This window comes from Caballeronia udeis, from assembly GCF_001544555.2.
GTDB classification, from domain to species: Bacteria; Pseudomonadota; Gammaproteobacteria; order Burkholderiales; family Burkholderiaceae; genus Caballeronia; species Caballeronia udeis.
In genome coordinates this window covers 1-25677 of the sequence record NZ_FCOK02000040.1, presented here as the reverse complement: position 1 = coordinate 25677, position 25677 = coordinate 1, and the positions used below count along the sequence as shown (strand labels likewise).

Below are 25677 nucleotides of genomic sequence, written 5' to 3'. Positions count from 1 at the left end.
ATAGGTGCGCGATTATTTTCCGGCCGAAGCCGTGGCAGCGACGGCATCACGCGCCGACTGCGCGTCGTACGCTTCCACAATGCGCGCGACCAGCGGATGCCGCACCACGTCCACGCTCGTGAACTTTGTCATAGCGATACCGCGCACATCGGCCAGTATGTGTTGCGCCTCAATCAACCCGCTACGGTGCCCACGCGGTAAATCGACCTGCGTGGTGTCGCCGGTGACAACGGCCTTCGACCCGAAACCAATCCGCGTCAGGAACATCTTCATCTGCTCGGGCGTGGTGTTCTGCGCTTCGTCCAAAATGATGAACGCGTGATTCAGCGTCCGGCCGCGCATGTACGCGAGCGGCGCAATTTCGATCATCTGGCGCTCGAACATTTTCGCGGTTTTATCGAAACCGAGCAGGTCGTAGAGCGCGTCGTACAACGGGCGCAAATACGGATCCACTTTCTGCGCGAGATCGCCCGGCAGGAAACCCAGGCGTTCGCCGGCTTCCACTGCAGGACGCGTCAGCACAATGCGCTTCACCTGGTCGCGTTCGAGCGAATCCACCGCGCACGCCACCGCCAGATAGGTCTTGCCCGTACCCGCCGGGCCAATGCCAAACGTCACGTCGTGCGCAATGATCTGCTTCAGGTATTCGCGCTGCATTGGGGTGCGGCCGCGTAGATCGGCGCGGCGCGTGTACAGCTTCGGACCCGGATCTTCTTCTTCGCCCAGGTCTATGGTCGCGCTGGGTTCATCGAACGGATGATCAGGGTCTCCACGAAAACGCGGATCGACGGGATCGGAGTTCAGATTGTTCGAAGGTTTGTCGCGCCGTGCCGCATTACGCGCTTCGACCAGCGCCAACTGGATGTCGTCCACCGACAACGTGTCCTTCGCGCGATTGTAGAAATTCTCGAGCGCCGCCAGCGCAACCTTCGCGCCGCGCCCGCGGATGGTGATCTTGTGTCCGCGACGCGTCAGCGTCACGTCGAGCGCCTGCTCGATTTGCCGCAGGTTTTCGTCGAGCGGGCCACACAGGTTGGCGAGCCGCGCGTTGTCGTCGCGCGGTGCGGTGAATTCCATATGCTGCTGAGCGGTCTTCAAGGCGAGAGTCGGGTTCCTGTCGAAGCTGCGGGTTTAGTGAGTCGTCGCGGGCGTCAAAACCAGCTCGCCGCGCAACGAATGCGGATACGCCACGTTGATTTCCACATCGACCATCTGGCCGATCAACCGTTTGTGCGACGAGACTGGCGCGGGGAAATTCACCACGCGATTATTCTCGGTGCGTCCGGCGAGTTCGCTCGGGTCCTTGCGCGACGGGCCTTCCACCAGGATCCTCTGCACCGAACCCAGCATGGCGTTGCTGATCTTCGCCACGTTCGTCTCAATGGTCGCCTGCAAATGTTGCAAACGCTTGAGCTTCACTTCGCGCGGGGTGTCGTCGTGCAGGTTTGCAGCGGGCGTGCCGGGACGCGGGCTGTAGATGAACGAGAAACTGGTGTCGTAGCTCATTTCGTCGATGAGCTTCATCATCTTCTGGAAGTCGTCTTCCGTCTCGCCCGGGAACCCGACGATCATGTCCGTGGACAGCGACAAATCCGGACGGATCGCCCGCAGCCTGCGGATCACCGACTTGTATTCGAGCACGGTATAACCGCGTTTCATCGCCATCAGGATGCGGTCGGAACCGTGCTGCACCGGCAAGTGCAAGTGGCTCACGAGCTTGGGCACTTTCGCGTACGTATCAATCAGGCGCTGCGTGAATTCCTTCGGATGCGACGTGGTGTAGCGAATCCGTTCAATGCCCGGAATTTCCGCCACGTATTCGATCAGCGTGGCGAAATCGGCAATGTCAGTGGAATGCTGTGTCACCGGTCCACGGTACGCATTCACGTTCTGGCCGAGCATGGTGACTTCGCGCACGCCCTGGTCGGCGAGGCCCGCGATTTCGGTCAGCACGTCGTCCAGCGGCCGCGATACTTCCTCACCGCGCGTGTAGGGCACCACGCAATAGCTGCAGTACTTGCTGCAGCCTTCCATGATCGATACGAACGCGCTCGGGCCGTCCACGCGCGCCGGCGGCAGATGATCGAATTTTTCGATTTCCGGAAACGAGATATCGACTTGCGAACGGCCGCTGGAACGCCGTTTCGCAATCATTTCCGGCAGACGATGCAGCGTTTGCGGGCCGAACACCAGGTCCACGTAAGGAGCGCGGGACACAATCGCCGCGCCTTCCTGGCTCGCCACGCAACCGCCCACGCCAATGATCAGGTTCGGGTTGGCTTCCTTCAGCTCGCGCACGCGGCCGAGGTCGGAGAAAACCTTTTCCTGCGCTTTTTCGCGCACCGAACACGTGTTGAAGAGAATGACGTCGGCATCTTCCGGCGTATCCGTCTGGGTGAGGCCATGGGCTGCTCCGAGCACGTCGACCATTTTGTCGGAGTCGTACTCGTTCATCTGGCAGCCAAAGGTCTTTACATACACTTTCTTGGTCATGAATTTCGCCGGTCGCAGTGATTAGTCTGGGGGCGCGGTTTTTAATGCGTTAAAGGGGACAGCGAGGGATTTGCGTGTTTCATTTCGTCGGCTTTTGCGCTCGTTTTTAGACCCCTTTTAGACCCATTTCGCCTGAAATGGCCGGAAATCGCACGACGCGAGGTTCGACAGTTCAACTCGTTATTATAGCGTCCGCTCGATTTCGTGCCCCTGGTGGCCGGGCGGATAGGCCAGGTCGCCGAGTAATTCGGCGGTCGCGCGGCCGAAGCGTTCGATCAGGAAATCCAGCAGCACGCGCACCCGCGGCGCCATATACCGGTTGCAGTGATACACCGCGTGCACCGCCGCCTCGTTGGAACACCAGTCTGCCAGCAAAATTTTCAGCGCGCCGGAGCGGACATCGGCGGCTATATCCCAGATCGATTTATGCGCAATGCCCTGGCCGGACAGCGCCCAGGCGCGGGACAGCGCGCCGTCGTTGGTTTCCCAGGCGTCGTCGAGCGGCACGGTGTGGGTGAAACGCTCGTCGCCACGGACGAACTGGAACTCGTTGAACGTGGCCGTGGAGGTCGCCAGCACCGCGAACGTGTGCGTGGCGAGATCGGCGGGCGTTGTCGGCTCGCCGTGCCGGGCCAGATAGTCCGGCGATGCGCACAGCACACGCCGGTTCGGCGCCAGCCGCCGCGCAATGAGATTGCCTTCCGACGGCTGGTTGAAGCGAATCGCCAGATCAATATCTTCCAGCAGCAGATTCGACACCGAATCCGACAGCGTCAGCGAAAAACTCACGTCCCGGTGCAGGCGGCTGAATTCATCGAGCCAATGGCACAGCAGGTTGCGCCCGAAATCCGATGTGGCCGAGATCCGCACCTTGCCGCGCACGAGATTCTGGCCGGCGTGGAGCGCGGCTTCGCCGTCGTCGATAGCCTGCAGCGCGATCCGGCAATGCTGCAGATAAAGCCGGCCCTCGTTGGTGAGCCTGAGTTGCCGGGTGGTGCGCTCGAACAGCCGCGCGGTGAGGGATTTCTCCAGCTTGAGCAGCCGGGCGCTGGCCGCCGCGGGCGACAAGCCCAGTTTGCGCCCCGCCGCGGACAAACTGCCGAGCGCTGCCGCTTCCGTGAACAGGCGCATGTCGCCGAGTCGATCCATCGTGATTCTCAATCTGTTTTTGATAATGCTTCAAATGCTACGCCAATTATCAAAATGCTTCTCGACGCGCAAAATTTGATGCATTGCAGCGTATGAGGCCGATCATGCAGCCCGAATTTTCCGGACGCGCCGTGACACGCGTTCCCCGATGAAACTGGATCACGTCACGATCGTCGCGCCGGATTGCGAGCCGATCCGCCATTTTCTCGTCGATATAGCCGGCATGAAAGTCGGCCCGCGACCGCCGTTCGGCGTAGGCGGGTACTGGCTTTATGTGGATGGAGCGCCCGCCGTGCATCTGATCGGGAACGGTTCGGTGCTCGCTTCGCCGCCAGGTGGCCGGGCGGCCACGCGTATTGATCATCTCGCGCTGCGCGTGCAAGGCGAGGCCGAATGGCACGCGTTGCTCGCGCGCCTGCACGAACACGCAATCCCGTTTTCCTCAGCCGACGTTCCGCTCACCCGTGAGCAGCAAGTGTTTGTGCAGCTTGCGCCGGGCGTGGTCATCGAATTCGTGACGTCGACTGCCTCGTTCTCCGCAATCTCCACATTCTCCGCAATCTCAAACTAAGGGGATTTTCATGCCTATTCCACTTCTGGCGCTCGCGATCAGCGCGTTCGCCATCGGGACGACCGAGTTCGTCATCATGGGGCTGCTGCCCGATGTGGCCCGCGACCTGGCTGTATCCATTCCATCGGCAGGTTTTCTCGTTACCGGGTACGCGCTGGGCGTCGCTGTGGGCGCGCCGCTGCTCGCCGTGCTGACCGCAAAAATGCCGCGCAAACTCGCGCTGCAATTGCTGATGGGTGTGTTTATCGTCGGCAATGTGCTGTGCGCGGTTGCACCCGGTTATTCGATGCTCATGGTCGCCCGCGTGGTGACGTCGTTCGCGCACGGCTCGTTCTTCGGTATTGGCGCGGTGGTCGCTGCGTCGCTGGTTCCGGCGGAAAAGCGCGCGAGCGCGATAGCGCTGATGTTCACCGGGCTCACGCTCGCGAACGTGCTCGGTGTGCCGTTCGGGACGTTTATCGGGCAGGAATTCGGCTGGCGCGCGACGTTCTGGATCGTGGCAGGCCTCGGCGTGGTCTCGCTGATCGGCGTGGCCGCGCTCGTGCCGAACAAGCATGATTCGGGACCGTCGAACCTGGGCCACGAACTGCTCGTGCTAAAAGAGCCGCAAGTCTGGCTCGCGCTGGCCATGACCGTGCTCGGTTTCGGCGGCGTGTTCGTCGTCTTCACCTACATTGCGCCGATCCTCGAACAGGTCAGCGGATTTTCACCGCACGGTGTCACGCTGGTGCTCGTGCTGTTCGGTGTCGGTTTGACCATCGGCAACACGGTCGGCGGCAAGCTGGCCGACCGGGCGTTGATGCCTTCGCTGATGGGCATTCTCGTCGCGCTCGCCATCATCATGGCGGTGTTCGCGAAGACCAGCCATAACCAGATGCTGGCGGCCATCACCATCTTCATCTGGGGCATTGCCGCGTTCGCAACCGTGCCGCCGCTGCAGACACGCGTGGTCGAGAAGGCCAGACATGCGCCGAATCTGGCGTCGACGCTGAATATCGGTGCGTTCAATCTGGGCAATGCCGGCGGCGCGTGGCTCGGCGGCGTGGTGCTGACCCAAGGGCATCCGCTGGATTCGTTGCCATGGGTCGCCGCCGTAGTGGCCGTGGTGGCGCTCGGCGTGACGTGGTATGCGGCGCGGCTCGATCGCAGCGGGCAGGGCGCAGGCGCGGGGGCTGTGGACGCAGTTTGAGGCCGTGGGGCGTGCTGCATGGAGGAATACTCACGCCCAGGCCGTGCCGGATGTTGACCCGGCGTCCTCAACCGACTAGCGTGTCGTGCGAGCCGCGTCCGCGGCTTATCGCTTCATCACGCTTTTCGACTGAGGTTTTATGGAAGACATCACGCTGCGCCAATGCCTGAAGGGCGCATGGCGCGACGCCGCCTCCGCCGTGCGGCACATGCCGATCGTATTTCTAGTGGCGTTCGCGGCCGTGCTCGCAACGGGAACCGCCGGATACAAGGCCCAATTCTCCGACATGGCCGCCGCTGGCGGATCGCTGAGTGCGATGACCAGCAGCAGCACGGGTCACGCCAACGCGGCCGCTCAGGGGCTGATTTCTCTTGGCGTCACGTTTGTGCAGACTCTGGTTCTCGCTGTGCTGGCCGTGTTCGTGGTCCGCTTTGCGATCAGGTTGCACGCTGAACCCGGCGCGGTTTCCGCACAGCCGGCTTCCGCAGCCCCGCCAATGCGTCTCTGGGACGCCGGTGTCCGCCGCTATTTCCTGCTCTGTATCGCGCTGATTGCCGGGTACGTGGGCGCGACGCTCGCGGTTCTGATCGCCTGGATCGGGTTGCGGCTGGCGGGAATGTCCAGTGGCACATCAACGGCCGCTGCCGCCACGCTCGCGGTGCTGGCCGTGTGCGGCATGAGTTATGTGTCGGCGCGGCTCTCCTTGCTGTTCCCGCACACTGCCGCCGGCGGCCAGATTCAATGGCGGGCAGCCTGGGAGGACACGCGCGGGCACTTCTGGTTTATCACGACAGCCGCGGTGCTTGCGATCCTGCCGGTCATCGGCATTGCGACGGTGTTGACGGTGGTCGCGGAAATGCTGGCGACGGCAGCGTCCGCCGGCAGTTTGACGATGGGTTTGATGGTCGTGCAAAGCGTGGGAACGCTGCTTTATACCGCGACGGGGGCGACCTGCTCGGTCTGGCTTTACAGGAAGTTCGCGGCGATCTTGAGGACGGAATCCACGTGATTTTGTGCGGGCGGTGTCTGAATCGCTCGCCAGCTTTCCCCTGCTTTTCCACGATGCACAAACGAAAAACGCGGCCCTTCGGTTCAGGGCCGCGTTTTTCATTGCTTTGATGCTCCGGTGAACGAACGGAGCCTCCCGCCGTTAAACCGTTTCTTCCGCCAACTCCCGCGAGGCGGCGAGCGCCATGCGGAAATCGGCGAGTTCGGCGATCGTGAGCACCGGAATGTTGCGCTCCTTCACGAACGCATCGATCTGCGCACCGCGCGCCATCGTGCCGTCGGGGTTCATCAACTCGCACAGCACGCCGGCCGGCTTCAGCCCGGCAAGGATCGTCAGGTCGACCGTTCCCTCTGTGTGGCCGCGCCGGGTCAGCACGCCGCCCGGTTGTGCACGCAGCGGGAACACATGGCCGGGACTCACGATGTCGCCGGCTTTGGCGTTATCGGCAATGGCGGCGCGGATCGTGGTCAACCGGTCAACGGCTGATACACCGGTCGTCACGCCCTCGCGCGCTTCGATCGACACCGTGAATGCCGTGCCGTATTTGCTGCCGTTGTCGGCAACCATGGGCGGCAGGTGGAGGTCGCGGACGGTCTCGTCCGGCAGGCACAGGCATACGATGCCGCTGCACTCGCGGATCATCAACGCCATGCCTTCAACGTCGAGCTTTTCAGCGGCGTAAATCAGATCGGCTTCGTTCTCGCGATCGTCGTCGTCGAGCAGCGCGACCGCGCGGCCTTCGCGCAACGCTTGCAGGGCAGCGGCAATTCGGTGAGGGATAGCAACGGGCGCGTCGCCTGCGCGAAGTTGCGCGAGATCGGCAAAGGCGGTGGCCGGGGAGGTGAAACTGGACACTGAGTCGGACATGGGTGAAACGCTCTCGCAAAAGAAATTGGGCGAAAAACGTTTCAGGGCATTGCAAACAGACAGAACGACACGCGTTTTCAGCGCCGTCAACTCGACAGCGCCGGTTCAACGCGGACGCAAATACGCCGCGGCAAACACGCGAAACGGACATGACCGTCTGCACATCTTCTTCCATCCGGACTATGACCGTCGGCTCTGGCATCTCACCAGATCTGCTGACCCCGTTGCGTGGCTCGCACTTGCAAAGCGAGCTGCGTTCACGGGCGCTCGCGGGCTCACGAGAGGCTTTCGCCGCCCCGTATACCGCCGGTGGGGAATTGCACCCCGCCCTGAAGACGTACTGACTTGTCGCTAAACACTTAAAAGCGCGACTTATTTCAGGATACAACAGACCAGCCGATGTTGCAGTACTGCCGGTCTTTAGCTTGTACGCAAGCGCGCCTAGCCGGCTTCGTCGATACGACGTGAATCCGCCGGAACATGCCAGCGCGGCGGCGTTTCCGCGTTCACCGTCACCTGGTACGCGCGCGCTTCCGTGTTGCCGGGATTGCGCAGCGTGTGGGGCTGATCGGCGTCGAACACAATGGCGTCGCCGGTGGCCAGCAACTGCGCCCGGTCATGCACGCGGATTTCCAGCGTGCCGTCGCTCACGACCAGATTGATCGTGGTGCCGGGCGGCCGCGGGCTGCCGGATTCGGCGTGCAGCGGTGCAATGCGAAGTTCGTGGAATTCCGCCGATGCGGGCGCGTTCAGCGGAAACAGCGGCCGGGCCGAAAAGCGTCCGTTCGATGTCACGAGGCGCGTTGCCCGCTCGGCCGGCAAGTATTCGATGCCATTGGTCGCGTGGCGCCGAAGGAACGCCGCCACCGATACCTTCAGCGCGCTTGCAATCTTGTGCAGCACCTTGATGGACGGAACGCTGCGCCCGGATTCGATCTGCGCCAGCATGGCCCGCGATACGCCGGACGCGCGAGCGAGGGCATCGAGCGAGAGTTGCCGTTCGGCACGCAGCCGCGCCAGGTTCACGCCGACGAGATATTCGAGCGCGTCGTTCGCTTCCTGGATGTCGACCTGATGAGCGTTGGCCGACGCCGCCTGTGTTGCCTCGGCGAGTTCGGCCGGCGCGTGCGCATCGAACGGCTCGCGCACGAGTTCCAGCGATGAATAAGCCGGTGCAACCATGATGAGCCTCCAGTCGTTCTGTCGATTAAACCCGCTCAGCGAAACGGCGCGGGAACGATTGAAGGCAAGACTAGCATCGGCTCAACGTGCGTCAAACGAAGATATCGTCACACCGTTATCAGGTGCCGCAGAGTAGCTATTCGCGGCAATACCTCGTCAAACGACCGTGCGAGCGGGCGTGGATGTTGTGGCTGACGCGGATGACTCCGCCTGCGGCTCCGCTTCCGGCTGGCTCGACGCGAACCACCCGTCAATCCGGCGAACCACGTCGTCAAGCGACCCCGGCTCCAGATGCAGGCCGAGTTTCGAGCGGCGCCAGAGCACGTCGTCCGCACAGGTTGCCCATTCGTTGTCGCGCATATAGCGGAGTTCCGCTTCATACAGGTCGGGCGCCAGGGCTTCGCCCAGATCGGCGAGGGAGCTTGCATCGCCCAGGAGCTTCTGTGCGCGCGTGCCGTAAGCCCGTGCGTACCGATGTGCCAGCTCGCCGGGCAGCCAGCGGTTGCGCTGCTTGAACGAGGCGAGGAACAGCGAGAAGTCGGCATTCGCGATGTCCCCACCCGGCAGCGGCGCGCCTTCCGTCCAGGTTTTGCTCCGGGCCGGTGACTGCAGCGCTTCGCCGAGTTTGTCGACAGCTTCTTCGGCCAGCTTGCGAAACGTGGTGATCTTGCCGCCGAACACCGACAACAACGGGGCTTCGTTCGCGGGTGTGTCGAGTTCGAGCAGGTAATCGCGCGTGACGGCCGACGCGTTCTCCGCGTTTTCGTCTTCGAGCAGGCCACGCACGCCGGCATAGGTCCAGCAGACGTCTGCCGGACTGATGTGCTTCTTGAAGTAGCGATTGATGGAGTCGCAGAGGTACGCGGTCTCTTCCGGGCTGATGGCGACTTTGGACGCGTCGCCGTGATACTCGAGGTCCGTGGTCCCGATCAGCGTGTAGTCGTGTTCATACGGAATCGCAAAGATGATGCGCTTGTCCGGATTCTGGAAAATGTACGCGTGGTCGTGCTCGAAGAGACGCCGCGTGACTATGTGGCTTCCCTTGACCAGCCGGACCGTGTGGCGCGTATGAGTATTGCTGTTGAGCGAATCCTTGAGCAGGTCGCTGACCCACGGACCGGCAGCGTTGGCTATGGAGCGCGCACGCACCTCGAAGGTCACGCCGTGGTTGTCGGCAAGCGTGGCGAACCACAAGCCTTCGCTGCGATGCGCGCTCACCAGGCGCGTGCGTGTCTTGACTACCGCGCCGTGTTCCTGCGCGTCGACTGCGTTGAGTGCGACCAGCCGTGCGTCGTCCACCCAGCCGTCGGAATAGACAAAACCGCGCTTGATTGAGTCGATCAGTGGCGCACCGGCTGGGTGCCGGCGCATGTTGATCCCCCGGGAGCCGGGCAGCAATTCGCGTCGCGCGAGGTGATCGTAGAGAAACAGGCCGGCGCGGATCATCCAGGCGGGGCGCAGGTTGGGCATGTGCGGCATCACGAAACGCAGCGGCCACATGATGTGCGGCGCCGCGCGCAGCAAGACTTCGCGCTCCTGGAGCGCCTTGCGCACGAGCCGGTATTCACCGTATTCGAGATAACGAAGGCCACCGTGAATGAGTTTCGTACTCGACGACGACGTGTGCGAAGCCAGGTCGTCCTTCTCGCACAGGATGACGCTGAGGCCACGGCCCGCCGCGTCCCGCGCTATACCTGTGCCGTTGACCCCGCCGCCCACCACCAGCACATCATAAAGATTGCCTTGCATCGCTTGTCCGCCCCATGGCCGCCAACAGAAAACTCCGTCGGAACATAAGAATGTTCGAATTCGAAATTTAACGAACAAAAACGAAAATGTAAAGTCGTCTGAACGGCTAACGCTCCGTTATCGCGCCGTTTTGCCGGAAAAGCGCAGGTTGCAGTCGTTTTTCGGCTCATCGGCCGTTCGGCCGACTGGCGCGTCGCGCGTCGCCGTCCGATACTGTAGCTACTGGAGATGACGGAGTAGACGCAATGCGAAAGATTTTGGTGGCTGGTGCGCTTGGCGCGCTGATGCTGGGCGGATGCATAACCGCACCGGATGTGTCGGGGTCCCGCGGAGCGCCTTCGCTGGCTGCGCTCCAGTCCATGTGCGGTGGGAATGCCGTTGACTACGGCACGGACGCGCAGGGTGTGTATTCGGCGTTTCTCGATGCTTACGTGGCGCAAAAGCGCGGCAAACTGCCAAAGGAGCAGTTCTGCGCGTTTCAGGCGGGTATAGCGAGTCAGTATGCGGCGTTCAGTGCCAGCCGTACCGCGCAGGCGCAAAGCGCGTGGGCTTCGTTTTTCGCGGACCAGCGGGCTCAGGCGCTTAGCTGGCGCGCAACCGTCGACCCGACGTTGCGCGCTGGCTAATTGGCGTTTGAATTGGCTCGCTCGTCGGCCAGCTCGCCGGCAGGCTCATGCTGCCTGATTCATTCGCTTGGCGATTGACGGCTCAAATTGGTCAAAGCGCTGGCTTTGACCAATTTGAGCCGCGCGCTTGCGGAATTTACGAATACCGTTTGATGGCTTTGATCGTGGAGTCGCCGGAAGCCGTGAGGCTCCACAACTGGCGTCCGGATGCGAGATTTTCCAACTGCACAAGCTGGCGCTCGAGCAGGGCGTCGAGTTCGTCGCGCACCATTTCCATCTGGTTGGGCGCTTCTTGCAACAGGAGCAGCGTGGCAAATTCATGCGGACTGAGCATCGTGTTCTCCATGACGATCGAATGGCACTTTGACTGGTCGGCGACCAGCCTTGGTACTCAGGAACGTTGTGCGAGTCTGGAACTTCTTGTCCGGCAGACGCATGATGCCAAGCGCGGTTGGCGGCGCCGAAACGCGGCGCTGCATTGCCGGGATTTGATTGTAGGCAAGCGGCGGGCGTGTGCCAAACGCTTGCGGAAAATAATGGGTTTGACTTTTCGAGGGCGCGAAAGCGGTTCGGCGGACAAGCCGAATCGTAGAAATTACCTGAGGTTTGTGCCGCAGCGCACATAAGCCATGCCGGGTTTTTCAGCAGGCCGCGGCGAAGCGCTAGTCCGCCACGAATACCTGCGTGTTTGCCTCGGCAAGCGTTTGGGCCATGTCGGGCGGCGTGGGGGCATTAGTGAAAAGCGCGTCGATCTGGTTCAGGTGACCGAGCCGGACGAGCGCCGGACGACCGAATTTCGAGTGGTCGGCGGCGAGGAACACCGTGCGGGCGTGTTTGATGATCGCCTCGGCCACGCGGACTTCGCGGGTGTCGAAATCGCGCAGTGTCCCGTCGGACTCAATGCTCGACGCACCAATGATCGCGAAGTCGACCTTGAACTGGCGAATGAAGTCGATAGCCAGCTCGCCCACAATGCCCTTGTCCCAGGGCCGGACAATACCGCCGGTGATCAGCACCTCGCATTCGGGATACCCGCTCATCATGCTGGCCACGTTCAGGTTGTTCGTGATCACGTGCAAGCCGCGATGCCGGTTCAGCGCCCGGGCGACTTCCTCGGTCGTGGTGCCCAGGTTGATGAAGAGCGACGCTTGGTCGGGAATGTGCTGTGCGACCAGTGCGCCAATGCGGCGCTTTTCGTCGTGGAACATGCGCTGGCGCGCGGTGTACGAGACATTCTCCGAGCTGGTCGGGAGGCTCGCGCCGCCGTGATAGCGGCGCAGCAGGTTCATGTCGGAGAGCCAGTTGACGTCGCGGCGAATGGTTTGCGGCGTGACGTCGAAATGTGTGGCCAGATCCTCTACCGTCACGAAGCCGTCGCGTTGCACCCAGTCGAGCAGCTCTTGCTGTCGTGCGTTCAAGGTGATGCGGGGATCTCGTGTCATGGCGTCGAAGAGTGCGCTTTATTGTCGTGAGGTGGCCCGTATTGTAAGGGAAAGGCCTGGCGGGCCGGCAATGCTCGATCACCCGCAATTGCCGCTCGCCCGCGGACGCAAGCGCTTCGCGACGCGCGTTGCCGGGGCAGTTTACGGCTCAGGCAGCACATGGAGAGCGGCGAGTTCGTTCCGACGCATTACGCCGCCCGATCTCGGCGACCGGGTCGGGCCAAAGGCGCTCCTGCATGATCCGGCGTGATCCTGTGTGATCGATACGTGTACATATCCGCATGTCCCGATGTCCGCACCAACTGTACGAATTGCATGCTGCGTGTTCTGCGCGGCAACTCGTCAGGATGGCAAAATTGATTGCATCGAGTCTGAATGCGGGCGAGCGGCCGGCAAGCCATTGACCGGCATGCGGGCTCTGCACAGAAACGGGTCGGCGAAAGTCGGATGGTTAAATCGTCTTCCAGCGGCTTGCCGAAATATGTCTGTAAGCGGGCGGGAATCAAGCCTGGCGTGCGTTATCGCAACGCGTTCGGGGGCGGTACGATTTATGCTGATTTGTGCGGTATCCGGAACTGACATGTGGTTTTGACGGTCTCTCTCCGGGCCTGCAGCTTCGTTGCAACCCGGCTAAGATGCAGGCTCCAAGTCTTTAACCACATGAGGACGCCGCGGCTTTACGTCCACGGCGTCGCCTGATTTTCGGCCGGTTTGGCTGACGGCGCGTTCAGTACAGCTTTGGGAGCGCGATTTTTATGCACACTGATAGTACCCACGTGATGCCCTGGCGGATCGAAGATATCGACCTGTCCCGGATCGACCGGCGTAAAGCGGCATCCAATGAACACCTTCTCCTGTTGCTTTGCGCGGCTTCGTTCATTGAGAGCGGGACCGATCTTTATACGAGCAACCTGAGCACCTATTTCAACGACGACCCCGAGGTTTCCGACTGGCTCAACAACGAGTGGGAACCGGAAGAGATGCAGCACGGCCGCGCGTTGAAAACGTATATCCATCATGTGTGGCCCGAGTTCAACTGGGATACGGCATTCAAGAACTTCTTCGCCGAGTATTCGCTGACGTGTTCAGTCGAGGACTTCGAAAAAACGCGTGCACTGGAAATGGTCGCGCGTTGTGTCGTTGAAACCGGTACGGCCACGTTGTATCGGGCGATTAACGAGTGCTCGGACGAGCCGGTGCTCAAGCAACTCACGGACAACATCCGCACAGACGAAGTCCGCCATTACAAGCACTTCTTCCGCTTTTTCAAGAAGTACAACAAGATCGAAGGCAATGGCCGCTTCGCCGTACTCGGTGCATTGTTGCGTCGTGTAATAGAAATCAAGAGCGAGGATTCGGAGATAGCGCTGCGCCATGTATTTGCCATTCGTTACCCGGAACGCGCACATGACACTGCGCACAATCGGGAGCTGGCGGCGCGGGTGAATGCGCTGGTCCGGCGCAATTTGTCGGCGGATATGTGCGTGAAAATGCTGCTCAAGCCACTCGATTTGCCGGCTCGAATCCAGCTCAGCGTGCACTATCCGCTCGCGAAGATTACGCAGCACGTGTTCTTCCGGTAGGCCCGGTTGCCGTTTGCATTGAACGGCTCGGCAAGCTTTAATCGATGGCCCGCTTTCGCGGGCCATCGTCTTTTCACGGAGATCCGCATGACTGATTCCACTGCGTCCGGTGCTCATGGTCTCGAGCACGGCACGTTCGACGAATGGCCTCCGGAATTGCGGACGTTGTTCGACGGCACATCGATCGAGACGAAAACGGGCTTCACGGCGTCGTTGCTTGCAGCCGATGAAGGCCGCGTGCGGACCTCGCTGCTGAGCGTTGGCGAGTTGTTCGCGCCGGACCCGGGTACCTTGTGTTTTTCGTTGTGGCCGCAGTCGCGGGCGGCGCGGTTGGTGTCGAAGACGGGGTGCGCCACATTGACCTTCGTCTTCGATGAAGCCTTCTTCCAGGTGCAGCTTCAGGCGCGAATCGCCCCGCTGAAGGGGGCGTCAGTCACCTGCTTTATTGCGACCATAGACAGCGGGGAGTGGCAGAAAGTGCCTTATGCGCGGCTCGTGCAGGGGATTGGATTCGAGTTTGCGCAAGGGCAGGGAGACGCGGTGCTGACGCGTTGGCGAGAACAGATCGATGTGCTGAAGCGTGCGGCGAGCGCCGCCGCCTGAAATGCAAAAAGCGGAGCCGAGGGGCTCCGCTTTTTTGTATCGAGTGTAGTGTCGGGCGATGGCGCCGCGAGGACCTCCATCTGACCTCGCTCCAACATAGCGAGGCTAAAAACAACCCCACTCGCAGCGCGCAGAAGAAGGCATAGGCGAGAACACCCCGCCCACACCATCACGCTATTTATCGCCCACGTTGTCCCGTGCGCGGTGTATCGCGTCGACCTGCACCGCCGCCGCCTTCACTGCGCGGCTTGCCGCCCAGCAGCGCAGCGCCGGCCGGCCGTGAGCCTTCGGGTTTGCGCGGCGCAGAGCCATTGCCACCGGTTTTCGCTGCGACCGGTTTCTGCGAGCGCGAGCCGTAGCCCCCACCGTTGCCACCATTACCACCGCCACCGCCGCCGTTACCATTCGTCGGCTTGGCCGACGGCCGGCCGCCACCGTTCGACTGCTTCGGCGCTCCCTGACGCGGAGCACCTTGACCTTGACGAGCACCGCCGCCGCCTTGACCGCGACGGAGAATCGGCTCAGGTTTTTGAGTCAGATCCGGCTCGAAGCCCGCGATAACTTCTTGCGGGATCGGCCGCTTGATCAGGCGTTCGATGTCCTTGAGCAACTGGTGTTCATCGACGCAAACCAGCGACAGCGCTTCACCCGTTGCCCCGGCACGACCGGTGCGGCCGATCCGGTGAACATAATCCTCTGGCACATTCGGCAGGTCGAAGTTGACGACGTGCGGCAACTGGTCGATATCGATACCGCGCGCCGCAATATCCGTGGCCACCAGCACTTGCAGCGTGTTGTCCTTGAACTCGGCCAAAGCACGTGTACGTGCCGACTGGCTCTTGTTGCCGTGAATGGCGAGCGCGCTGATGCCGTCCTTCGTCAACTGCTCGGCGAGCCGGTTCGCGCCATGCTTCGTGCGCGTGAACACCAGCACCTGGAACCAGTTGTTCTGGCGGATCAGGTGCGTGAGCAGCTCGCGTTTCTTATCGCGATCGACGGGGTGGATCTTCTGCGCGATGGCTTCAACGGTCGAATTCCGGCGTGCCACTTCGATCAGCGCCGGGCGGTCGAGCAGGCTGTCCGCAAGCGTCTTGATTTCTTCGGAGAACGTGGCCGAGAACAGCAGGTTCTGGCGCTTCGGCGGCAACTTGGCCAGCACGCGCTTGATGTCGTGAATGAAGCCCATGTCGAGCATGCGGTCGGCTTCGTCGAGGACCAGAATCTCGAGCTTCGACAAGTCGATGGTCTTCTGCTGCATGTGATCGAGCAACCGGCCCGGCGTTGCCACGACGATATCCACGCCGCGTCGCAATGCATCGATTTGCGGATTGATGCCGACGCCGCCGAACATCACGGTCGATTTCAGTTTCAGATACTTGCCGTAGGCGCGCACGCTTTCTTCCACCTGGGCGGCGAGTTCGCGCGTAGGCGTGAGGATCAGCGCGCGGACCGGGCGCTTGACGCCAGCTGCGGGCGCGGGGGCTTCGGACAGGCGTTGTAGGATAGGCAGCGTGAAGCCGGCGGTCTTACCCGTGCCGGTTTGCGCGCCTGCCAGCAGGTCGCCGCCGTTCAGCACGGCCGGGATGGCCTGCAACTGGATGGGGGTAGGGACGGTGTAGCCGAGTTCGTTGACAGCGCGAAGCAGGGATTCGGACAAGCCGAGGGAATCAAAAGACATAAGTGTTCACAGATTCGGTATGACGACCGGCGCTATCGCTTGTAGCCCCAAAAGGCCTGAAGCCCCAAAAAAGGCGGCCCGCACAACTTGGTGCGTGCGTACGACGATCGAGGAAATCGGGCGGCATGACGTTCGGGGCGCTTGCTCGAAGTACGAGCTACGAGCGCCGGGAAAGTTGCCGCGAAGATCAACGCGCTATCAAGACACGCTGACTGGCGTTAAGTTGCATTTGAAACGCCGTAAAACGCTTCGCGTCAGGCATTAGGTGCCGATCAGGGCAAGCTCACGCAACGTATTCGAGCAAAGTGCTCAAGCAACGTAGCGTGCAATGCTGACGAATTGACACAAGCTGCCGCCCAACACGAACAGGTGCCAGATGCCATGTCCATGCCGGATGCGCTCGTCGTTGATGAAAAAGTAAATGCCGGCGCTGTAGATCAAACCGCCGGCCAGCAGCCACGCCGTGCCGGCGGGCGGTAACGCTGTAACGAGAGGATGGATGGCTACGAGCGCGAGCCAGCCCATCATCACGTAAATCACCATCGATACGCTGCGGGTTCGACGCCCGAGCGTGAGTTCCTGAACAATGCCAAGAGCGGCAAGCCCCCAGCTTACCCCGAATAACGACCAGCCCCACGGGCCGCGCAGCGTGACGAGCGTGAACGGGGTGTAGCTTCCCGCGATCAGCAAGTAAATGGCCGAATGATCACATTTTTGCAATACCGCCTTGAGCCGCGGGTTGCGGACCGAGTGATACAGCGTGGAAATAGCGTACAGCACGAGCAACATGGCGCCGTACACGGCAAAGCTGACAATCTTGTACGGGTCGCGTTCCATGGAGGCCATTGTGACGAGCGTAGCGAGCCCTGCCACCGACAGCACCGTGCCGACGAGGTGGGTAACGCTGTTGAACCGCTCACCAAAGTGCATCGACCATCCTCGTCACGTCGTTGCGGTCCTGCCTGCAACGCCGCGCTTTTCTGCCTAATTTTCTACATTAAGGAAACGAATGCTGAGACCGGAGCCAAACCGGTGCAATCCGCGGTGCAATCCGGCCAACCAACCGGGTATTTTACCGCGCCCGTGGTTTATCCCGTCTGCGTACCTACGTTCCAGCTTATTCGTGCTCAAAAAAGACGAAGGGCGCAGCCCCGGTTTCGAGGCCTGCGCCCTGCTTGCGCCCTTGAGCGCATTTTACTCTACCTGCGGAAAACGCTTCTTCGATCAGTCAAGCGGGGCTGAGCGCAGGTTGCTGACTTGTTGCGGCGACACCGGCGTACCGTGGTTGCCCCATGACATACGAATGTACGTCACAACCGCAGCCACTTCCGTATCCGACAGCGCTTGCGCGAACGGCGGCATGCCATACGGACGCGGGTTGCCGCCCGTGCTCGGCGGGTAACCGCCATTGAGCACCATGCGGATCGGGTTCACGGCCGACTGCATCTGGATGGACTGGTTCGTGGCAAGCGGCGGGTAGGCTGGCGGTTTGCCCAGACCATTTTCCGCGTGGCACTTCGCGCAGTTTTCCGTGTAGATCTTCTTGCCCTGTTGCAGCAATTCCGAACCGAATTGCGCCGACGTTTCGAACTGCATGGTTTCCGGCGCTTCGCCCTTTTGCGGGATCGACCTCAGGAACGTCGACATGGCGCTGATGTCCGCGTCCGTCATGTACTGCAAGCTGTTGTGGACCACTTCGGCCATCGGGCCAAACACCGCGCCGCGTTGCGACACGCCGGTCTTCAGCAGGTCGTTGATGTCCTTGATGTCCCAGTCGCCCAGGCCAGCTTCCTTATTCGACGTCAACGACGGTGCGTACCAGTTCTGCAGCGGGATCAGGCCGCCGCCGAATGCAGCGGAGCTCACCGGGCCGCCCAGCGGGTTGATCGATGTATGGCACATGCTGCAATGGCCAAGTCCTTCGATCAGGTAAGCGCCGCGGTTCCATTCAACCGACTTGGTGGGATCCGGCTTGAATTCGCCTTCGCTGAAGAACAGCACGCGCCAGCCAATCAGCATGTTGCGCTGGTTGAACGGGAAGCGCAGTTCGTGCGGACGGCTGGGTACATTGACCGGCGGCACCGAGCGCATGTACGCGAACATGGCGTCCGAGTCGGCGCGCGTGACCTTGGTATAAGCCGTGAACGGCATGGCCGGGTACAGCAGGCTGCCGTCTTTCGAGCGGCCGACGTGGATTGACCGGTAGAAGTCGTCCGACGTCCACTTGCCGATGCCGTATTGATCGTCCGGCGTGATGTTCGGTGTGTAGAGCGTGCCGAACGGCGTGAGCATGGGCAGGCCGCCGGCAAACGTCTTGCCGCCGCGAACCGTGTGGCAGGCAATACAGTCGCCGGCGCGGGCCAGGTATTCGCCGCGTTTGATCAACTCGGTCTGGTCGGCGGGCACTGCGGCGACGGCGCCGCTCGAATGGAAAGTCTCGCCACCCGACCAGAGTGCGGCGGCGGCTGCAGCGGCCGTAATCACGACAACAGCCGAAAGTGCGAACAGGGACTTGCGTTTCATATTCTTCTCGCTCCTCGCGCCTTATTGCGGTTCGCTGCCGCAGGCGAGCGGCGTCTTGCGCGAGCCTGCGGGCGCGGGTACCGGATTCGCCGGTGCGGTTTGCGTGGAGAGCCAGGCGGCGACAGCGGTCACGTCGTCGTCGGTCAGGCGGGTGGCGATCTGTTGCATGCAGTCAGGTGCTTTCGCGTGACGCGAGCCCGCACGCCAGGCGCCAAGCTGCGCGCTGATGTAGTCGGAGTGCAATCCCACAAGACCCGGAATAGCCGGTTGCATACCCGTCAGGTTCGTGCCGTGGCATGCCGCGCAGGCGGGAATACCGCGCCCTGCGTCGCCGTTCAGCACGATCTGCTGGCCCTTCGACAACGTTGACGGCGACACAGTCGGCTTGGCCGGCTGCGGATACGGCGGACGTTGTTCCGAGAAATACGTGGCGATCTCATGAAGGTAGTCGTCGGAGAGATACGTGACGAGGTAGTTCATTGGCGGATACTTCCGGCGGCCTTCGCGGAAGTTCTGCAACTGGTTGTAGATGTAGTCAGCCGGCTTGCCGGCAAGACGCGGGAAATAGTCGTTGTCCGTGCCTTCGCCGTGGACGCCGTGACATGCCGTGCAACCCTGTACACGCGCCGCCATGGTGTCCGGCGCCATTGGCTGGGCGGCGGCTGTAGCGGGCGCCGGGGCTTCTGCTGCGCTGGCAATGCTGGCTGTGCCGATCAGCGCAAGAGCCATTAGCGGGGCGAGCAACGGACGAAATATGCGTCTTGAAGACACGCGACACTCCATGAATTTCGAGGACCTGCCGAGCTTCGTTCGGCCCGGTGCGAATATGTGGTGAACCATTGCCACATTGGCTCTGCGAGCCTCTGATGCGACGCGGCATTCTATCATCGTTGCCTGATGATGACTATTTGAGCATCGCCCTGTTGCACTGCACCTTCAACGTGTACGCGACAATTTGCCGCGCGACCGATCGACAGGGGTTTTTGAACGTGCGTTGAAGTTGGTTGTCGGCGGCGAATGACAAAGTATCGACGGATTTTGTCGGGTTTGGGGACGGTTTTGTTGGGCTCGGGTGTCCTTGAGCGTTGGTGCATTCCGTATGCTCATTCCGCTAGACTCGCGTTCCCGGCCCATGCGGTGTGTTTTGTTTCTTCTTCGACCTTCATCGAACCTTCAATGCATTCCTTGTTTGCTTTCAGCCCGAATCTCTCCGTCAAGGCGTGGTCATGAGTGACGATCCACTGTGGCTCCCTCAAGTCCTCGTTGCCGCGCTCGCCGACATTGCGTTTGCCTGCACGCTCGGCGGGGCGTTCCTGAGCGTGTGGTTATCGAAGGAAAACGCGGCTGCGCCCGTTTCGCCTGCGCGTCTCGGCTGGGTAAGGGCGCGGGGGCTGAGCACAGGCGGCGCGGTCGTGCTCGCGGTGGCAGATCTTGTGCTGGTCTGGCTGCAGGCGGCGTCGATGAGCGGTGCGCCTCTCTTTCAGGCCTTCGATGCCGTGGTTGCCGTGATCACGGGCACGCACGCCGGCACGGGCTGGGCGATTGCGTTCGCCGGCAGCGTGTTGCTGATCCTGGCGACGGCATTGGCTAAACCGAAGGGTGGTCCGCGAGTCGGACTGTTCGCGGTCGGCGCACTCGTGGCGGCGGCGGGCAAGGCGTCGGTGGGACATGCCGCCGATGCCGGCGCGTTTTCGCTCGCCGAAGGCGTGCAGACCGTTCATCTGCTGGCAACGGCCGTTTGGGGCGGGCTGGTCATCGCAAGCGCGTGGCGGGTGTTGCCGGCGCTGGGGACATCGCTTGCGCGGGCTTTTTTGATTCGTATTGCCGGCAAGGTCTCCACGGCAGCGGTGGTCGCCGTGTCTTTAGTCATTCTCACCGGGATTTATAACGCGTGGCGTGGGTTGGGCGGGTCGGCGCAAGCGCTCGAAACAAGCGGCTGGGGCCACGCGCTGGTTGTGAAGGGTGTGCTTATTGGGACCGCGTTGCTGCTCGGTGCGATGAACCGATGGTCCGTCATGCCGCGGTTGCAACGCACCGCATCGACAGTCGATGCGCACACGTTCACCGGGATCATGCGGATGGAGGCGTTGCTGATTGTTGCGGTATTTGTCGCGGCCGCCGTGCTGTCGCACAGCGTGCCGGGTTTTTCTGCGATGGGTTAGACGGGCTGCATGAGTTCGGCTAATTGATGCCGATAGTTACTCGTAGCCCAGCCTGTGGCTCACGATGGGTGCGCAGAACAGCGCCAGCGCGCAGCCGATCGCCTTGCCTTGAAGCTCGACGAATGCGCGGTGCCACATGGGTGACGACATGACTACATCGAGGAGTTGAGGCAAGCAGAACAGCACCGCCGCGCCGATAAAGCAGCGCGTCACGGTCGACATGCGCCAGCTGCGCTGGGCGCCCACGGCGGCGCAGATCACCCGCAGCACGCCAAACAGCACCAATGCGCCGACGGCCATCTGCGTGCGGACGAATTCATCTGGAAGGGTGTAGTAATACATGCTGGACTCTCTAGCTTTGTCGTCGCGCTCTTCCCGGGCGCTGGGTCGAAACAAACACACGTACGCGAGATAATGCAAGACGCGGGCCAGGCGTTGTCACCGCATGCAAAGCCTTGCTGCACATAGGTTTCGTGTGTCACAAGGCCGCTGTTTCCAGTGCTGTAACCCATTGGCCGATTAAATCCGGCCAGCATGTCACGTAACGCCATCGAGACGGAATTCCCGTCTCAATAACGCTATTCTACGATGCCCGCGCTATCTGCATAGTGCGGTGCAACGCAATTCTTCTATCACCACTCTGCAACGCTGCCATCGGCGTGGCGCCACACCGGATTGCGCCAGCGATGCCCCACCTTGGCCATCTCGCGCACTTTCTCCTCGTTCACCTCGATGCCCAAGCCCGGCCCTTGCGGAATCATTACCATGCCGTCTTCGTATTTGAAGACTTCGGGGTTCTTGATGTAATCGAGCAGATCGTTGCCCTTGTTGTAGTGAATCCCGAGGCTTTGCTCCTGGATGAAGGCGTTGTAGCTGACCGCATCGATTTGCAGGCAGGTTGCGAGCGCGATAGGCCCAAGCGGACAGTGGAGGGCGAGGGCGACGTCGTAGGCTTCGGCCATCGATGCAATCTTGCGGCATTCCGTAATCCCGCCCGCGTGCGACGCGTCCGGCTGGATGATGTCCACGTAACCGCCGGCCAGGATGTGCTTGAAGTCCCAGCGCGAGTACAAACGCTCGCCGAGCGCGATCGGCGTGCTCGTCTGGTTCACGATGTCGCGTAAGGCTTCCACGTTCTCCGACAACACCGGCTCTTCGATAAACAGCAGCTTGAACGGGTCGAGTTCCTTCGCGAGCACCTTCGCCATGGGCTTGTGCACGCGGCCGTGGAAGTCCACGCCGATGCCAATATTCGGGCCCACCGCCTCACGCACCGCCGCCACGTTGTTGATGACGGCCTGGACCTTGTCGAAGGTATCGATGATCTGAAGTTCTTCCGAACCGTTCATCTTCACCGCCTTGAAACCGCGGTCCACGACGGCGCGCGCGTTGTTCGCGACGTCGCTTGGGCGGTCGCCGCCGATCCACGAATACACCTTGATCCGGTCGCGGACCTGGCCGCCAAGCAGCGCGTGGATAGGCACGCCGTGATGTTTGCCCTTGATGTCCCACAGCGCCTGGTCCACGCCCGCAATCGCGCTCATGCCGATCGGGCCGCCGCGGTAAAAACCCGCGCGATACATGACTTGCCAGTGGTCTTCGATCAACAGCGGGTCCTTGCCGATCAGGTAGTCCGACAGCTCATCGACTGCCGCCGCGACCGTATGCGCGCGGCCTTCCACCACCGGTTCGCCCCAGCCGACGATGCCTTCATCGGTCGTGATCTTCAGGAAACACCAGCGCGGCGGAACGATAAAAGTTTCGAGTTTGGTGATTTTCATGCTGGCGTCTCCTGATTTTTCCGGTGAGTGGGGAACGAGGGTTTCTATGCTATCAAAAATCCGTTTGATGTGTATATTAATAGTACTATTTGCCGAAGAGCCTTGTGGGGAAAGGGTCCGTATAATTGCGTCGTTTTGATTGCCTGACGTCAACTCTGGGAAAAGGGGAAGGTTATCCAGCACGATCTGCACGGACGCGTGGCGTACGAGCTTGGCACCGAGATTCTGCGCGGCGATTTCCCGCCGGCATCTACGTTGCCGCGCGAAGCCGAACTGATGGAGCGTTTTGGCGTCAGCCGGACCGTGCTGCGCGAGGCGTTGCGCACGCTGACATCGAAGGGACTGATTGAATCGCGGCCGAAGATTGGTACGCGTGTGCGGCCTCGGCACGCCTGGAATCTTCTCGATGCCGACGTTCTCGAGTGGTATTCGCGCGTCGCGAAGCCGTTGCAGTTCGCGATCAAGCTGCAGGAAATGCGCGAGATGATCGAGCCTTATGCCGCTGCGTTGGCCGCTGCGAATCATGATGACGATTCGTTGGAGCGGCTCGGCGATGCGCACCGGGCGATGCTGGAAGCGCGCAATGTCGATGAATGGGTTCGTGCCGATCTGCGGTTTCATCTGAGCGTGTTGAATGCGTGCAGCAATGAATTGCTGGTGCCGCTCGGGACGCTGATCGAGCGCACGCTTGAGGCGCAGTTGCGGTTGAATGCGCGGCGGGCGGAGGTTTTCAACGCATCGATGGCGGAACATACGGCCGTTTTCGATGCGATCGTCGTGCGGAATTCGGCGGCGGCGCGTGACGCGATGGGTGGTTTGCTCGGCGTGACGCGGGCGAGAATTGAGGGGTAGAGAGGAGTAGGCTGGAGATAAACGACGTTCAGCGCACTCGGCGATATTTTCATTTTCGAGATAAAGTTGCGGGTCCGAGCGCTGTTTTGGATTGGTTTTAGCCGAGATTTTTAGGTGATCCCTCCGGCAGGCGGCGCTCCGCATCATCCGGAAGGAGCCCGAATTGCCGCACGTCCCGATTTCTGTTGTGTCGTCGTGGGGCGCGTGGGCCGTGTTCGTCAGCGTGCTCGCCACCCAACTCGGCGTCCCCATTCCCGCTGCACCCATGCTGGTGCTCGCCGGCACGTTAGTCGCGGCCGGGCTGGCTTCGTTCTGGCATATGTTGGCGGCCGCGGTTATCGCGGTGGTTATCGCCGATGCGCTTTGGTTTACTGCCGGGCGGGTATATGGCCGGCGGTTTCTCAATTCGCTCGTGCGGTTCTCGCTTTCTCTCGATACTACTTTGCGTACGGCTCGGCATTGGTTTGAGCGGTTTGGCGTGCCTTTGTTGGCGCTTTCGAAGTTCGTGCCTGGGCTTGGGCTGGTGTCGTCGCCGTTGCTGGGGACGACGCAGATTGATGTGCGGGTTTTCTTGTTCTGGGATCTGGTGGGCGCGGGGTTGTGGGCGTCGGCGTGGATGCTTGGCGGCGCGATTCTGAATGCCGAGGTGGCGCATCTGCTGGTGTTCGTGAGGACGTATGGGCTCACCGCACTCGATGTGCTTGCGATGGCCGCGGGCGCGTTTTTGGCGTACCGATGGGCGCGGCGTATTCAGTTCCGTCGATGGCTCGCGAAGTATCGGATCACGCCCGAACAACTCGATGAAATGATGCGCTCAGATGCGCCGCCCGTTATTTTCGATGCCCGGCCGCCAGAGGTGAGGAGGAAAGAGGCGCATCGGATCAAAGGCGCGATTCCGTTGGATTTGGAGTCGTCGAGGAAAATCGATCCGATGTTTCGGGAGCATGAGGTTGTGGTGTATTGCGTGTGTCCGAATGAAGCGACGGCCAAGCATATTGCGCGGCAGTTGAGGGCGAAGGGATTTCGGAATGTGCGGCCGCTGAAGGGCGGGCTGGACGCGTGGGAGAAGAAGGGGTTTCCGGTAGAGGCTGTTCCGTTTGATTCTTTGAGTTCTGGGGCGTTGGGTTCTTCGTCTTCTTCCTCTTCCTCTTCGCTCGATGACGACGATGATCGGAGCATGGGCGATATGGTCACCGTTCGGGCTACGGCGCCGGAGTGAGTTTTTCTTTGCAGGCTTTTGCGGTTTTTCGTTATCGGAGTTGCAACGGATGAAGCTGTTGGATGGAGTGGATCCCTCGCAACTTTTTGGCCTGCCAGCGCCGGATATCGCCACGCTTGACGATGGTCTGCAGGTTCCCTTTGTACAGACCGGGCACGAGCATCACGAGGTGATGCTGTTCGTGCATGGGTCGCTTTGTGACTTTCGATACTGGAAGCCGCAGTTAGGGCCGCTCGCCAAGCAGTATCGATGTGTTGCGCCGAGCCTTTCGCATTATTGGCCCTCGGGGGTGCTGGGGTTTGGCGCGATGGCCGGTGGATCACGGCAGTTTAGCTGGGACGCGCATGTTGATGAGTTGGGGCGGTTTATCGAGCGGTTGAGCGTTGGGGCTGTGAATGTTGTCGGGCACTCGCGGGGCGGGTGTGTTGCGTTTCATCTGGCAGTTAGATATCCGGAGTTGGTGAAGTCGTTGGTGCTCGCTGATCCGGGTGGGGCGGTGGCTAGGCCGGGTGATGATGGGAGGGCGCGGACGGTGTTGCCTGCGCCGGTTAATGCGCTGCGGGCGAAGGCGGCGGAGTTGATTGGCCGCGGGGAGATTGATGAGGGGTTGGGGCTTTTTGTCGATTCGGTGAGTCGACCGGGGTTCTGGGCGAGGAGTCCGAAAGAGTTCAAGGCTATGGCGATGGATAACGCAAATACGCTGGCGCTGCAGTTTCGCGATCCGCTGCCGGCCTACGATGCGCATGCGGCGGCGAGGGTGCGATGCCCTACGCTCCTAATCGATGGGGAGAAGAGTCCGCGCATGTTTCGGGATGCGGTGGGGGCGTTGGAAGGGTGGATTGAAGGGGCGCGGAGAGTGACGATTGAAGGCGCGTCGCATGGGATGAATGTTACTCATGCGGGAGTGTTTAATCGGGGGGTGGGGAACTGTCAGTATTTTTGTGTGCAAGGCGTTAAAGACCGGCTTCGCAGCAGGCCAGAATAAAACGTTATGAGCTT

Annotated in this window: 25 protein-coding genes and 1 riboswitch; of the genes, 11 read left to right on the top strand and 14 right to left on the bottom strand. The window is 61.3% G+C overall.

The features are described from left to right. Window positions 1-12: 12 nt before the first annotated feature. The 3 genes from AWB69_RS25390 to AWB69_RS25380 all read right to left on the bottom strand — a co-directional run bounded on the left by AWB69_RS25390 (window position 13) and on the right by AWB69_RS25380 (window position 3642). Complete coding sequence (locus tag AWB69_RS25390; protein ID WP_062089585.1) at window positions 13-1098, bottom strand: PhoH family protein; 1086 nt, start codon at window positions 1096-1098, stop codon at window positions 13-15. Between the two features lie 33 nt (window positions 1099-1131). After that, window positions 1132-2493 (bottom strand): tRNA (N6-isopentenyl adenosine(37)-C2)-methylthiotransferase MiaB, encoded by a 1362-nt coding sequence (miaB, locus tag AWB69_RS25385; protein ID WP_062089584.1) that lies wholly within the window; start codon window positions 2491-2493, stop codon window positions 1132-1134. Between the two features lie 183 nt (window positions 2494-2676). Beyond that, a complete protein-coding gene (locus AWB69_RS25380; protein WP_062089583.1) occupies window positions 2677-3642 on the bottom strand; it encodes a LysR family transcriptional regulator in 966 nt (321 codons plus the stop codon). 148 nt (window positions 3643-3790) lie between these two features. Between AWB69_RS25380 and AWB69_RS25375 the strand changes: the two genes are divergently transcribed. The 3 genes from AWB69_RS25375 to AWB69_RS25365 all read left to right on the top strand — a co-directional run bounded on the left by AWB69_RS25375 (window position 3791) and on the right by AWB69_RS25365 (window position 6411). Further along, the gene (locus AWB69_RS25375; RefSeq protein ID WP_062089582.1) at window positions 3791-4213 is read left to right on the top strand and encodes a VOC family protein; all 423 of its coding nucleotides are present in this window, start codon (window positions 3791-3793) and stop codon (window positions 4211-4213) included. Between the two features lie 10 nt (window positions 4214-4223). Beyond that, window positions 4224-5402: an MFS transporter gene (locus tag AWB69_RS25370; RefSeq protein WP_062089581.1), complete on the top strand. Its 1179-nt coding sequence runs from the start codon at window positions 4224-4226 to the stop codon at window positions 5400-5402. A gap of 139 nt (window positions 5403-5541) precedes the next feature. Next, window positions 5542-6411, top strand: a complete 870-nt coding sequence (locus tag AWB69_RS25365; RefSeq protein ID WP_062089580.1) for a hypothetical protein — start codon at window positions 5542-5544, stop codon at window positions 6409-6411. A gap of 141 nt (window positions 6412-6552) precedes the next feature. Here the strand turns inward: AWB69_RS25365 and ribB are convergent, their stop codons facing one another. The 3 genes from ribB to glpD form a co-directional block, all read right to left on the bottom strand. Beyond that, window positions 6553-7278 carry a 3,4-dihydroxy-2-butanone-4-phosphate synthase gene (ribB, locus tag AWB69_RS25360; RefSeq protein WP_062089631.1) on the bottom strand — a complete coding sequence of 242 codons (726 nt, stop codon included), beginning with the start codon at window positions 7276-7278 and terminating at the stop codon, window positions 6553-6555. 159 nt (window positions 7279-7437) lie between these two features. Beyond that, a riboswitch (FMN riboswitch) is annotated at window positions 7438-7619 on the bottom strand. Window positions 7620-7719: 100 nt separating this feature from the next. Further along, entirely contained in the window at window positions 7720-8460 is a 741-nt protein-coding gene (locus tag AWB69_RS25355) for a helix-turn-helix domain-containing protein (protein WP_082913582.1), read from the bottom strand. 156 nt (window positions 8461-8616) lie between these two features. Further along, a complete protein-coding gene (glpD, locus tag AWB69_RS25350) occupies window positions 8617-10209 on the bottom strand; it encodes a glycerol-3-phosphate dehydrogenase (protein ID WP_062089579.1) in 1593 nt (530 codons plus the stop codon). 245 nt (window positions 10210-10454) lie between these two features. Between glpD and AWB69_RS25345 the strand changes: the two genes are divergently transcribed. After that, window positions 10455-10835 (top strand): hypothetical protein, encoded by a 381-nt coding sequence (locus AWB69_RS25345; RefSeq protein WP_062089578.1) that lies wholly within the window; start codon window positions 10455-10457, stop codon window positions 10833-10835. Between the two features lie 136 nt (window positions 10836-10971). Here the strand turns inward: AWB69_RS25345 and AWB69_RS25340 are convergent, their stop codons facing one another. Next, entirely contained in the window at window positions 10972-11169 is a 198-nt protein-coding gene (locus AWB69_RS25340; RefSeq protein ID WP_062089577.1) for a hypothetical protein, read from the bottom strand. A gap of 328 nt (window positions 11170-11497) precedes the next feature. Further along, complete coding sequence (locus AWB69_RS25330; protein ID WP_062089575.1) at window positions 11498-12277, bottom strand: DeoR/GlpR family DNA-binding transcription regulator; 780 nt, start codon at window positions 12275-12277, stop codon at window positions 11498-11500. Between the two features lie 70 nt (window positions 12278-12347). On the opposite strand from AWB69_RS25330, the gene AWB69_RS25325 reads away from it, so the two are divergent. From AWB69_RS25325 to AWB69_RS25310, 3 genes are all read left to right on the top strand, one after another. Beyond that, window positions 12348-12527 (top strand): hypothetical protein, encoded by a 180-nt coding sequence (locus AWB69_RS25325; protein ID WP_062089574.1) that lies wholly within the window; start codon window positions 12348-12350, stop codon window positions 12525-12527. 505 nt (window positions 12528-13032) lie between these two features. After that, window positions 13033-13860 carry a ferritin-like domain-containing protein gene (locus AWB69_RS25315; RefSeq protein WP_062089572.1) on the top strand — a complete coding sequence of 276 codons (828 nt, stop codon included), beginning with the start codon at window positions 13033-13035 and terminating at the stop codon, window positions 13858-13860. Window positions 13861-13947: 87 nt separating this feature from the next. Beyond that, complete coding sequence (locus AWB69_RS25310; RefSeq protein ID WP_062089571.1) at window positions 13948-14463, top strand: hypothetical protein; 516 nt, start codon at window positions 13948-13950, stop codon at window positions 14461-14463. A gap of 178 nt (window positions 14464-14641) precedes the next feature. On the opposite strand, the gene AWB69_RS25305 is transcribed toward AWB69_RS25310, so the two are convergent. The 4 genes from AWB69_RS25305 to AWB69_RS25290 form a co-directional block, all read right to left on the bottom strand. Then, window positions 14642-16141 carry a DEAD/DEAH box helicase gene (locus tag AWB69_RS25305; RefSeq protein WP_062089570.1) on the bottom strand — a complete coding sequence of 500 codons (1500 nt, stop codon included), beginning with the start codon at window positions 16139-16141 and terminating at the stop codon, window positions 14642-14644. 309 nt (window positions 16142-16450) lie between these two features. Then, window positions 16451-17071 (bottom strand): PAQR family membrane homeostasis protein TrhA, encoded by a 621-nt coding sequence (gene trhA, locus AWB69_RS25300; RefSeq protein WP_062089569.1) that lies wholly within the window; start codon window positions 17069-17071, stop codon window positions 16451-16453. A gap of 294 nt (window positions 17072-17365) precedes the next feature. Next, window positions 17366-18664 (bottom strand): c-type cytochrome, encoded by a 1299-nt coding sequence (locus AWB69_RS25295; protein WP_062089568.1) that lies wholly within the window; start codon window positions 18662-18664, stop codon window positions 17366-17368. A 21-nt stretch (window positions 18665-18685) separates the two neighbouring features. Further along, entirely contained in the window at window positions 18686-19447 is a 762-nt protein-coding gene (locus AWB69_RS25290) for a c-type cytochrome (protein ID WP_062089567.1), read from the bottom strand. 443 nt (window positions 19448-19890) lie between these two features. Here AWB69_RS25290 and AWB69_RS25285 point away from each other — a divergent pair, with 443 nt between their 5' ends. Next, window positions 19891-20826, top strand: coding sequence for a CopD family protein (locus tag AWB69_RS25285; protein ID WP_062089566.1), 936 nt, complete (start codon window positions 19891-19893; stop codon window positions 20824-20826). A gap of 36 nt (window positions 20827-20862) precedes the next feature. Here AWB69_RS25285 and AWB69_RS25280 read toward each other — a convergent pair whose 3' ends face one another. Together AWB69_RS25280 and dgoD are read right to left on the bottom strand one after the other, a co-directional pair. Continuing rightward, window positions 20863-21168: a hypothetical protein gene (locus AWB69_RS25280; RefSeq protein ID WP_062089565.1), complete on the bottom strand. Its 306-nt coding sequence runs from the start codon at window positions 21166-21168 to the stop codon at window positions 20863-20865. Window positions 21169-21458: 290 nt separating this feature from the next. Continuing rightward, complete coding sequence (dgoD, locus tag AWB69_RS25275) at window positions 21459-22607, bottom strand: galactonate dehydratase (protein WP_031359553.1); 1149 nt, start codon at window positions 22605-22607, stop codon at window positions 21459-21461. 174 nt (window positions 22608-22781) lie between these two features. Here dgoD and AWB69_RS25270 point away from each other — a divergent pair, with 174 nt between their 5' ends. From AWB69_RS25270 to AWB69_RS25260, 3 genes are all read left to right on the top strand, one after another. Continuing rightward, complete coding sequence (locus AWB69_RS25270; protein WP_062089564.1) at window positions 22782-23459, top strand: FadR/GntR family transcriptional regulator; 678 nt, start codon at window positions 22782-22784, stop codon at window positions 23457-23459. A gap of 163 nt (window positions 23460-23622) precedes the next feature. After that, entirely contained in the window at window positions 23623-24678 is a 1056-nt protein-coding gene (locus tag AWB69_RS25265; RefSeq protein ID WP_062089563.1) for a DedA family protein/thiosulfate sulfurtransferase GlpE, read from the top strand. A 49-nt stretch (window positions 24679-24727) separates the two neighbouring features. Next, window positions 24728-25663, top strand: a complete 936-nt coding sequence (locus tag AWB69_RS25260) for an alpha/beta fold hydrolase (protein ID WP_082913581.1) — start codon at window positions 24728-24730, stop codon at window positions 25661-25663. The last annotated feature ends 14 nt before the right edge of the window (window positions 25664-25677 follow it).